We start from the raw sequence: 10,809 nt of genomic DNA, 5'->3' as shown, positions 1-10,809 counted from the left end.
GGACAAGAACAAAAAAAAGGAGTGACAAAGGTCTTTTGGGAAAAAAGCAGTGGTGGGTTAGGGGGGACGGGGGTGGGGGGGGTGGGGGGGGGGGGTTGGGGGGAAACCCCAACCCCCCCCCCACGACCCGCTGTACCGAGTGCTCAACCGCCGGACCGCGGCCACCGAATCGCAGCCGGCCAGGCCCATCGCGTTCCGGAGTTCGACGGCGAGCAGGTCGAGCACCTGCCGGGCGCCCTCCTGGCCGTCCGCGGCCAGCCCCCACATGAACGGCCGTCCGATCAGGACACCGGACGCGCCGAGCGCGATCGCCTTGAGCACGTCCCCACCGGTCCGGATCCCGCCGTCCAGCAGCACTTCGCAGCCACCGGAGACCGCCTCCGCGATCTCGCCCAGCATCGCGATCCCCGGTACGGCGCCGTCCAACTGACGGCCTCCGTGGTTGGACACCACGATCCCGGCGGCACCCGCGTCGACGGCCCGCACGGCGTCCTCGACCGCGAGGATCCCCTTGAGCACCAGCGGAAGGTCCGTGTGCGCACGGACGGCCTCGACGGAGTCCCAAGTGGCCGGGGCGAATTCGCGCGCGGTGTGGTCGGCGACGGCCGAAAGCCCTTCGGTACGGCGATGCGCGGCCGCACCGGCGTCGAAGTTGGCCGCCGTCACCGATTCCGGCAACGCGAAGCCGTTCCGCATGTCCCGCAGCCGCCGTCCCATCCACGGCACGTCGACGGTGAACACGATCGCCTCGCAGCCGGCGTCCTCCGCGCGGCGCACAAGCTCCAGTGACCGCTTTTCGTCGCGCAGCCAGTAAAGCTGGAACCACGGCCGTCCACCGACGGCCGCGACCTCCTCCAGCGGCACGCTGCTGAGCGTGCAGATGGTGTACGGCACGCCGGCGTCCCGCGCCGCCCGCGCCGCCGCGAGTTCGCCTTCGGGATGGAACAACCGCTGGTACGCGACCGGCGCGACCGCCACGGGGAGCGCGGCGCGCCGGCCGAGAACCTCGGCCTCGGTGGTGCCGCCGGAGAGCTCGCGCAGCATCCGGGGGATCACGAAGATCCGCTCCAGCGCGGTGCGATTGGCCTCCAGCGAGGACTCGGCCCCGCTGCCCCCTGCGAGGAAATCCCAGATCTCGCCGGGGAGGACCGCCCGGGCGGCACGTTCGAGGTCGTCCAGGCAGAGGTGGGTCATCGCTGGGCGGGGCCGAGCTTGCTCTGCCCGGTGCGCTCCAGCTCCACGGCTTCGTACAGGGCCTTGATGTTGGAGCTGCCGAACGTGCCCGCGCCCTGGCGTTCGATGATCTCGAAGAAGATCGTCTTGCGCGGGTGGGTGGAGGCGGTGAAGATCTGGAACAGCTGGCCGCCGTGGTCCTCGTCGGCGAGCAGCTTCGTCTCGCGCAGGTCGTCCAGCGAGTGCGTCTCCAGCTCGATCCGCTCGCCGAGCAGGTCGTAGTAGGCGTCCGGGGTCTTCAGGAACTCCACGCCACGCGCGGAAAGCTCCTTGACCGCGCGGACCGCGTCGGGGCTGGTGAACGCGATGTGCTGGACGCCGGAGCCGTGGTGCTCCTTGATGAAGTCGTCGATCTGGCCGGGGTCGGCGGTCTTGTCGGGCTCGATCAGGGTGAGGGTGACCGCACCCGACGTGCTCTGCACGACGGTGGAGTTCATCGCCTGGGCGCCGACCACGATGTGCTCTTCGAAGATCTGCTTGAAGCCGAGGGCGCGCTCGTAGAACGCCACCGTGGCAGCGAGGTCCCCGGCGTTCAGGCAGACCGCGAAGTGGTCGATCTCGTTCAGGTCAACGCCGCCCTTGCCACGGAAGGCTTCCGGCGATTCCTCGGTGTCGTCGCTCTGGATCAGGGTGTGCACCACATCGCCGAAACCGCTGACGGTGGCCGTGACGACCGAGTCCGCGCGCTTCTCCGGCTCGCGGATGGGCTGCGCGCCCGCCTTCACCGCGGTCTCGAAGGCCGCCGCCACGTCGGGAGTGCGCAGCGCGATGTCCGCCACGCCTTCACCGTGGGTCTGCAGGTAGGTCGCCCCCGGGTGCCGGTCGGACAGCGGCTCGGTGAGGACCAGCGCGATCGCGGCGTGCCGCAGCGTCACGCTCCGGTGGTCCTCCGACCGATCCGTGGCGGCGACGGAGAAGTCGTACTTGTCCATCCAGCCGGACGCGGCGGCCTCGAGGTCGGCCACGTACATTTCCACATAGTCGATCTCGAAATTCTGCGTGCTTTCGTGAGAAGACAAGACATTCCTCCGTGGAATAGATGTGATCCTCAGGAACAGGATGGCGCGAAGCCAAATCCGCATCAATGGTGTCCGATTGACAGTTCAGTCCAAATAGGACTGTCAGTGTCCGGTGAACCGCACCGGGAGTTCCCGGTAGCCCTGCACGACGACCGCCCGCAACCAGGACGGCTCCTTCGTCAGCTCCACTCGCGACACTCGCTCGGCCACCTCCCGCAGCACGACCGCCAGCTCGATCCGCGCGAGGGCGGACCCGAGGCAGTGGTGCATACCGTGCCCGAAAGCGATGTGCCGATTGGGTTTCCGCCCCGGCCGGAACGTGTCGGGGTCGTCGAACACGGCGGGATCCCGGTTCGCCGCGGGCAACCACGCCACCACCGGCGTACCCGGTCCGAGGTCACGGCCGTTGATGGTGACCTCCCCGGTCGTCACGCGCAGGACGTGCATCGCGGGCGAAGACCAGCGCAAGACCTCGTCCACGACGGTGTCGACGTCCACGTCCCCGTCCCGCACCTGCGCCAGGAGCCCCGGCACGGTGGCGAAAGCGTGTACCGCGCCGGTGATCGCGTGCCGCGTCGTCTCGTTGCCGCCGATCAACACGTTGTCGCAGTTGAGCAAGACGTCGTCGATCGACAGCTCGTCGTCGGAAAGCAGTGTGCTGACGAGGTCTTCACCGGGGCTCGCGCGGCGCGCGGAGATCAGCTCGTCGAAATAGACGAGGATCTCGGTATGCGCCTGACGCGGGGTCATCCCGTCGAACAGCTCGTCCTCGCCGCCGAACGCGTGGTTGGTCAGGTCGATGAGCATATCCTGATCCTCGGCGGGCACACCGAGGATTTCGCAGACGACGGCGGCGGGGATCCGCGGGCCGATCGCCGCGGCCACGTCGCACACGTCGCCGTCGAGCACCCGGTCCAGGACGCAGGTCACCTCGGCCCGCACCCGCTCCGAGAGCTTGCGCGCCGCCGCCCTCGAAAGCAGCGGCCCGACCAGCTTGCGCAATTTCCGGTGCTGATCCTGTTCGGAGACCACCATCATCTGGCCACCCGAGTTGTCGGGGTGGTCGCGGTCGAAGCCGATCATCATCCCGTATTCGGAGGTGAACGGGGCCGACGGCCCGAGCACCGCGGCGCACGCCCGATGCGAGAACACGGACCAGAACCCGCCGGGTGAGCTGCCCGGCTCGCTCCACACCATCGCGTCTTCCGCCGCGTATTCACGCCACCGGTCGTGCCGCTCCAAAGTCGTGTAGAGGTCGGGATTTCCGAGGTCGACGGCTGTCGTCGTCTGCATGATTGGTCTCCAGGTCAGGTGTGTGCGCCGTCGAGCACCTTGGCCAGCCGGGCCACCGTCGGCGCGTCGAAGAACGCCTGCACCCTCAGCCGGATCTTCAGGCGTTCCCGGATCCGGCTCACGAGCCGGGTCGCGAGCAGCGAGTGGCCGCCGATCTCGAAGAAGCTGTCGTCCACGCCGACACTGCTGACGCCGAGCACTTCGGCGAACAGCTCGACCAGGATGATCTCCGTCGGGGTGAGCGGTTCCCGTCCCGCCGCCGCGCGCCCAGCGTGCTCCTCTTCGGGAGTGGGCAGGGCGACCCGGTCGATCTTGCCGTTGGGCGAGACCGGCAGGCTCGGCAAGCCGACGATCACGTCGGGCACGAGATATCCGGGCAGTTGCGCGCGAAGCGGCGTCAGGAGCCGCTCGGCGGGGACGCGCTCGCCACCGGCGCCGACCACATAGGCGACGAGCCTGTTCTCGTGCTCGGTCACCACCGCCTGGGCCACCCCGTCCACCGCCAGCAGCGCGGCCTCGACCTCGCCCGGTTCGATCCGGTGGCCACGCACCTTCACCTGGTCGTCGACCCGGCCGACGAAGACGTACTGGCCGTCCGGACGCGTGCGGACCCGGTCTCCGGTGCGGTACATGCGCCCGCCCGGGTCACCGAAGGGATCCGGCAGGAACCGTTCCGCGGTCGCGGCCGCTCTTCGGAGGTAACCGCGGGCCAGGCCGGGGCCCACCGCGTACAGCTCGCCGACGTCGCCGTCCTCGACCGGCCGCAGCCGATCGTCCAGGACGTAGGTGCGGACACCGGTGATCGGCCTGCCGATCGGCGGCGTCTCCTCACCGGTCAACGGCTCGCTCGCGGTGACCGCGACCGTGGTCTCGGTGGGGCCGTAGGCGTTGATCATCACGCGGTCCACCGCCCAGCGTTTCGCGACCGGGGCCGGGCACGCCTCGCCGGCGACCAGGAGGGTCAGCCCGGCGGGCAGGCCGCCCGACTCCTCCAGCGGCGCCAGCGCGGACGGCGGCAACGTGACATGGGTGATGCGCTGGTCGCGCACCAGCCGGGAAAGCGGCTCGCCGGGGACCAGGTCCGGCGCGGAAGCCAGCACCAGGCAGCCACCCGCCTGCCAGATCGGCCAGAACTCGGCGACCGCGGCGTCGAAACTGGGCGAGGCGAAGGCCAGCAACCTGCTCTCGGGCCCCAGTTCCTGACGGCGCACGTAGTCGTCGGCCAGGTTCGGGATCCCGCGGTGCGTGACCAGCACGCCCTTCGGCCGCCCCGTCGAACCGGAGGTGTAGATGACGTACGCCGGGTGGTCCGGGCGCAACGGGCCGAGGCGGTCCTGGTCGTCCAGGTTCGGCTCGGACGGTCCGGGTTCCCGCTCCACGCTCAGGACGACTGGGGCGCCGGCCACGTCCTGCCCCGGCAGGCACAGCAGGCAGTGCGCCGCCGCGTCGTCCAGCATCTGCCGCTTGCGCTCCTCCGGATAGTCCGGGTCGACCGGCACGTACGCGGCGCCGGCCTTGTGCACGGCCAGGATCGCGATGACGAACTCGATCGACCTCGGCATCGCCAGCGCGACGAGCCGCTCCGGACCGACACCGTGCGCGACGAGCCGCCGGGCGAGCCGGTTGGCCTCCCCGTTCAGCTCGGCGTAGGTGAGGGTGGTGGTGTCCATCGCCACCGCCTGCCGATCCGGCAGCACGGCCGCGGTCGCCTCGAACAGATCGGGTGTCGTGGCCGCCGAAAGGACGGTCATACGGTCTCTCCCAGTGTCTCGCGCGATCCGGCGCGGAGGAACCGGATCAGCTCGCGGTTCACCGCTTCCGGGTTCTCCAGGTAACCGAAATGCCCGCACTCGGGAATCGTGCGGTACGTCGCGCCGGGGATCGCGGAGGCCAGCTCCAGTCCGCCGGCCGGGGGCGCCACGAGATCGTGCTCGAACGAGATGACGTGACAGGGCACCTTGATCGCCTTGTAGGCGTCGAGGCGGTCCGGCAGCGCGCTCACCAACAGCTGCGCCCGGACGCCGGGCCCCCAAGCACTCGACGCCGCGAACAGGTCGAGCCAGTCGGCCGCGACGTCGTCGTCGGCGAGGGTCGCGGGGCCCAGGTTGTGCATGGCACGGACGGCGGCGAGGAAACCCGGCGGCAACTCGATGCCCTGCTCGATCAGCTTCGCCTCGCCCTCGGCGAGCTCCCGCTGGACGAGACTGCTCTTGCCACAGGCGGCCATCAACACGACCGAATCCAGCAGTTCCGGTTGGGCGAGCGCGAGTTCCTGCGCGATGTACGAGCCCATCGACGTCCCGATCACCCGGCAGGGCACCGCGTCGAGGTACTCGATCAGGGAGGCCACGTCGTCGACGAGGTCCGCGATCGTGAATCCGCCCGCGCCGTCGTCGCTCGGCGGGATCCCGCGGTTGTCCATGGTGATCACCCGGAAACCGGCGGCACGGAGCGCGGGAACCTGATGCAGGTCCCACACCGAACTCGGCGCACCGGTGCCGGTCAGCAGAAGGACCGGCGGGCCGTCACCACAGTCGTTGTAGGACAACCGGATCCCGTTCTCGGTTGTCATCAGCATGATGCTCCTTGAGGGAAAATGACTGCTGCGCCGCGATGAGATGGTGGGACGCGGATACGACCGTACCTTCGGGGATCGAGTGTCTGGAGGATTCGGCGATGGACATTCTCCGGAAATGGCGTCCACGGCCCGTTCTTGACACCTCAACGGCGTATGGAAATCCTAGTATTCATGGATTCAAACGGTCTGTCCACTCACTTGAACGTGGAAACGCTGCATGGATCGCTCACCGATCCGGCCATCTCGTCGATGAATCTGCTCAACGAACTGATCGACGAATACCCTGTGGCCATTTCCATGGCGGCAGGACGGCCGTACGAAGAGTTCTTCGACATCCGGCTCATTCATGAGTACATCGACGCCTATTGCGCGCATCTGCGCGAAGATCGAAAACTGGACGAGGCGGGGGTGACCCGCACGCTCTTCCAATACGGCACCACCAAGGGCGTCATCGCCGATCTCATCGCCAGGAACATCGCCGAAGACGAGAACATCGACGCCGCCCCGGAATCCGTCGTCGTCACCGTCGGCGCGCAGGAGGCCATGTTCCTGGTCCTGCGCACCCTGCGGGCGGGCGACCGGGACGTGCTGCTCGCCCCCGCCCCCACCTACGTCGGGCTGACCGGGGCCGCGTTGCTCACCGACACCCCCGTGTGGCCGGTGCGCTCGACCGAAAACGGCATCGACCCGGACGACCTCGTCCTCCAGCTGAAGCGCGCCGACGAGCAGGGCAAGCGGGTGCGGGCCTGCTACGTCACCCCCAACTTCGCCAATCCCACCGGCACCAGCATGGATCTGCCTTCGCGCCACCGTCTCCTCGACGTCGCCGAGCAGAACGGGATCCTGCTCCTGGAGGACAACGCGTACGGGCTGTTCGGCTCCGAGCGGCTGCCGTCGCTGAAATCCCTCGACCGGTCGGGCTCCGTGGTCTACATCGGCTCCTTCGCCAAGACCGGCATGCCCGGCGCCCGCGTCGGCTTCGCGGTGGCGGATCAGCGGATGGCCGACGGCGGCCTGTACGCCGACCAGCTTTCGAAGCTCAAGGGCATGCTCACGGTGAACACCTCGCCGATCGCCCAAGCCGTGATCGCCGGGAAACTGCTGCTCAACGACTTCAGCCTCACCAAGGCCAACGCGCGGGAAATCGCCATCTACCAGCGCAATCTGCAGCTGACGCTGGGCGAACTCGACCGCAGGCTCGGATCGTGCGCCGGCGTCAGCTGGAACACCCCGACCGGAGGATTCTTCGTCACCGTCACGGTCCCGTTCGTCGTCGACGACGAACTGCTGGAAATCGCCGCTCGCGACCACGGCGTGCTGTTCACCCCGATGCACCACTTCTACGGCGGCAAGGGCGGATTCCACCAGCTCCGGCTTTCGATCAGCCTGCTCACTCCGGAACTGATCGAAGAAGGCGTCGCGCGGCTCGCTGCGCTCATCGGGCCGCGGCTTCCCTGAGGTCGCGCTGGTAGGTGAAGGCCCCCATCCCTCGGTTCGGGATGGGGGCCTTTCCTGCTTTTCGGGGAAGCAGCGGGTGTTGCGACCGGCCTTCACGTACTTCGAAATGAGCTGCCATGGCGCGCAGGGGACGTAACTCGCGTGATTGAGCACGTGACTCGCGTGATTGGAGGCGGCCCGTCTCTGATCACGCGAGTTACGCCTCTGATCACGCGAGTTACGTCCCTGGGCCCCGATCGGGGGGCCAGGTTGCGTGTCCCTGTTTCCCCACACCGCCGCCCTTACCCGGTCACGGCTTAGTACCGGTCACCAGCGCGTGCTCGAACGGCAGCTCCACCGAGCGGACGTCGACGCAACCCACCGACTTGAGCCACGCCGAGGCCTCGGCCTGCGGCCAGGCCATCCCGCGTCCGGTGGCGAGGATGTTGAGGTACAAAGAAAGCCGCGCGGAAAGCGGCCCGCCGGTCTCGTCGTCCGCGGCCGCGAAGCCGTAGATCGAGATCTTCCCGCCGGACGGCAGCACCTCGTAGGCCTTGGCCAGCAGCATGACGGACTGCTCGGCCGTGAAGGTGTCGAGCACATGACTGAACAGGGCGTGGTCGGGGCCGTCGGGGAACGCGTCGGTCAGCAGGTCGGCCGGGTGCAGGGTGAGCCTGTCGGTGACCTCGGCGGGCACGCGCTGTTCGGCCAGCTCCACGCTGCTCGGCAGGTCGAGCAGCGTGGCCTTGAGGCCGGGGTTGGCCTTCAGCAGGGCCGCCGCCGTGGTGCCGTCGCCGCCGCCGACGTCGAGCAGGTGCCGCGACGACTTCACGTCGATGTGCTCCAGCAGCCCCGGCATCGTCTGCAGCGAGAACGCCGACATCGCCGTGTAGAAGATCCGCGCCTTCTCCGGGTCGTTGCCGAGCCGCGCGTACAGCGTGTCCCCCGGGCCGTCGAGGGCGTCGAGGGCCTCGTTGGTGCCGGCGCGCAGCGCGGAGGTCATCCGGGCGAACGCCGGGTAGTAGATGGTCTTCCAGCTGAGCAGGATGTGCTGCCAGCTCTCCGGTCCGCTCGTGGCGAGCAGTTCGGTCGCGACCGGGTGGTTCACATAGTCGACGCCCCGCTTCTCGATCAGGCCCGTGGTGGTCAGGGCGAGCATCAGCACCCGGAGCTTGTGCGGCTCCAGCCCGGTGAACTCACCGAGTGCCGCCGCGTCGGCGCCGCCGCGCTCTTCCAGGAAGTCGAAGATGTCCAGCTCGATACCGGACACCACCGCGTTGAACAGGGCGGGACCGTTGGCGATCAGCTGGAAACGACGGTGAACCTCGGTGGAGTCGAGCGATTCCTGCATCGGCAGATTTCCTTTCCGGCCGGCGGAGACTTCCGCAGACGTTGAGAACGACACCGGCCCGCCTCAGAAGGAGCCGGACGCCGGTCCGGCATTGGCGTCGAAAGAGCTGCCGGAGTAATCGGGATGGAGTACGGAGAAGGCATAGGTGGCGGGCGCGGCGATCATCGCCGCGACACCGAGGACGAGAGCGGCGGTGACCAAGGACTTCGACGCGTTCTCACGCATTCGGGCCACGATCAGCACGACGAGGGCGGCCACCCCGATCACGAGCGTGCCCCATTTCGCCCACGGCAGGAAGTTCGGGTAATGGGACCACAGCCAGGCGCCCCAAGCCAGCTCCGCCGCGATGGCGATCGGAAGGATCCAGCCCTGCCTGCCGCCGTTGTGGTACGCCCGCCAGAAGGTGACGATGCCGAGCGCGGAAAGCGCCGCGATCGCAGGGGCGAGAGAGGCCACGTACGCGGTGTGCGCGACGGCGCTCGCGCTGAACACGAAGAGGAAGGTCACCAGCCAGACGCCCCACATCACCAGCCCGCCGCGCACCGGATCGGTGCGCTCGGCGCGGCGCCACCACCAGAGCCCGCACAGCAGGGACAGCAGGGCGAGCGGGAACAACCAGGCGATCGCGACGCCGAGGTGACCGTCGAGCAGTTTGGTCGCCCCCATCGGGTCCGCCCGTGTCTCCATTTTGGACTCATCCGGCTGCGGACCGCCAGGGCCGACAGGCTGGCCGCCTTCGGCCTTCGGGCCGAAGTCCCCGTTCTGTTCGTCCTGGTGCTTGGTCCCGAAGTTCCCGTTCTCGTCCAGCCCCTGGCCACCGCCGGGGCCTTGCGGATCCCCGGGACCACCCTCCGGCCCGCCGGGGCCGTCACCCGGACCGCCCTGAGGACCGCCAGGGCCACCAGGGAAGTCGCCAGGTCCGCCACCGGGACCACCCGGGCCGAGCGACGGAAGGCCACCGCGTCCGTTGGGGTCCTCGGCGCCGGGCAGGTGGATGCCGACGCGGCCGAGACCGTTGTAGCCGAACACCATGGCGAACGCGCTGTTGTTCGTGGTGCCGCTGATATGCGGCCGCGAGCCGTCCGGGGTGAAGGTGTAGAGCGCGATCCACGACAGCGACACCGCCAGCGTCACCACACCGGCGAGCGCCAGGTGCTTCACCCGGCGGCGCAGCTCGACCGGGGCGCTCAGCAGGTAGCCGATCGCCAGCGCGGGCAGGATCATCCACGCCTGCACCATTTTCGCCTGGAAGCCGATACCGACCCAGACACCGGCCCAGACCAGCGACCGGAGCCGCGCCTCGAGAACGGCGCGCTGGTAGGCGTCGACGGCGAGCACCAGGCACAGGGTGAGCAGACCGTCCTGCATGCTGTGCCCGAACATGGACGCGAGGACGGGGGTGAGGGTGAAGATGCCCGCGGCGAGCAGGCCGGGCACCACGCCCGCCCAGCGCCGCACGACCCGGTACAGCACCAGTACCGAGATCACACCCTCGATCACCTGCGGCAGCGCCAGCGACCATTCGTGGTAGCCGAAGATCTTGGCCGAGATGGCCTGCGGCGCGAACGATCCGGCGAGTTTGTCGAGCGTGTACGTCGCCCCCGGGTCGACGGTGCCGTAGAAGAACGCCTTCCAGCTCTCGGACATGCTCTTGGCCGTGTCCGAGTACAGCGGCGCGAAGTCGACCCTCGGCAGGTTCCAGGCGTAGAGCACCAGGGCCACGAAGGCGATGCCCAGCAGCGCCGGCCGGGCCCACCGCGGCTGATCGGCGGGTGAGCGCCAGAACGCCCAGCGGCCGCGCACACCCTCGGGCGCGGGGTCCAATGACGGTGACGGCAGATGGGTGAGTGTTGCGGACACTCCGGTACCTCCGGGCGTGATACGGCGGCTGTCGCGGA

The 10,809-nt window shown here is 68.8% G+C and carries 8 protein-coding genes; 1 reads left to right on the top strand and 7 read right to left on the bottom strand.

Annotated elements, in window-relative coordinates; all coding sequences use genetic code 11:
- Window positions 1–57: 57 nt before the first annotated feature.
- The 5 genes from AC069H_RS38370 to AC069H_RS38350 form a co-directional block, all read right to left on the bottom strand.
- The gene (locus tag AC069H_RS38370) at window positions 58–1,194 is read right to left on the bottom strand and encodes an alpha-hydroxy acid oxidase (protein ID WP_478235576.1); all 1,137 of its coding nucleotides are present in this window, start codon (window positions 1,192–1,194) and stop codon (window positions 58–60) included.
- Window positions 1,191–2,252, bottom strand: a complete 1,062-nt coding sequence (gene hppD, locus AC069H_RS38365) for a 4-hydroxyphenylpyruvate dioxygenase (RefSeq protein WP_478229845.1) — start codon at window positions 2,250–2,252, stop codon at window positions 1,191–1,193. Before hppD ends, AC069H_RS38370 begins: the two co-directional genes overlap by 4 nt.
- Before the next feature lie 102 nt (window positions 2,253–2,354).
- A complete protein-coding gene (locus tag AC069H_RS38360; protein ID WP_478235575.1) occupies window positions 2,355–3,545 on the bottom strand; it encodes a cytochrome P450 in 1,191 nt (396 codons plus the stop codon).
- Between the two features lie 14 nt (window positions 3,546–3,559).
- Entirely contained in the window at window positions 3,560–5,296 is a 1,737-nt protein-coding gene (locus tag AC069H_RS38355; protein WP_478229843.1) for an amino acid adenylation domain-containing protein, read from the bottom strand.
- The gene (locus AC069H_RS38350) at window positions 5,293–6,123 is read right to left on the bottom strand and encodes an alpha/beta fold hydrolase (protein WP_478229842.1); all 831 of its coding nucleotides are present in this window, start codon (window positions 6,121–6,123) and stop codon (window positions 5,293–5,295) included. The genes AC069H_RS38355 and AC069H_RS38350 overlap by 4 nt, the downstream gene beginning before the upstream one ends.
- Window positions 6,124–6,294: 171 nt before the next feature.
- Between AC069H_RS38350 and AC069H_RS38345 the strand changes: the two genes are divergently transcribed.
- On the top strand, window positions 6,295–7,581 hold the full coding sequence (locus AC069H_RS38345; protein ID WP_478229841.1) for an aminotransferase-like domain-containing protein: 1,287 nt from the start codon (window positions 6,295–6,297) through the stop codon (window positions 7,579–7,581).
- 289 nt (window positions 7,582–7,870) lie between these two features.
- On the opposite strand, the gene AC069H_RS38340 is transcribed toward AC069H_RS38345, so the two are convergent.
- Together AC069H_RS38340 and AC069H_RS38335 are read right to left on the bottom strand one after the other, a co-directional pair.
- A complete protein-coding gene (locus AC069H_RS38340; RefSeq protein ID WP_340684957.1) occupies window positions 7,871–8,911 on the bottom strand; it encodes a methyltransferase in 1,041 nt (346 codons plus the stop codon).
- 63 nt (window positions 8,912–8,974) lie between these two features.
- Window positions 8,975–10,771 carry an ArnT family glycosyltransferase gene (locus AC069H_RS38335; RefSeq protein WP_478229840.1) on the bottom strand — a complete coding sequence of 599 codons (1,797 nt, stop codon included), beginning with the start codon at window positions 10,769–10,771 and terminating at the stop codon, window positions 8,975–8,977.
- Window positions 10,772–10,809: the final 38 nt, after the last annotated feature.

It is taken from the genome of Amycolatopsis sp. NPDC043887, assembly GCF_056435665.1.
Note: the sequence above shows the minus strand (reverse complement) of the source record. Positions and strands in the feature narration are given on the sequence as shown.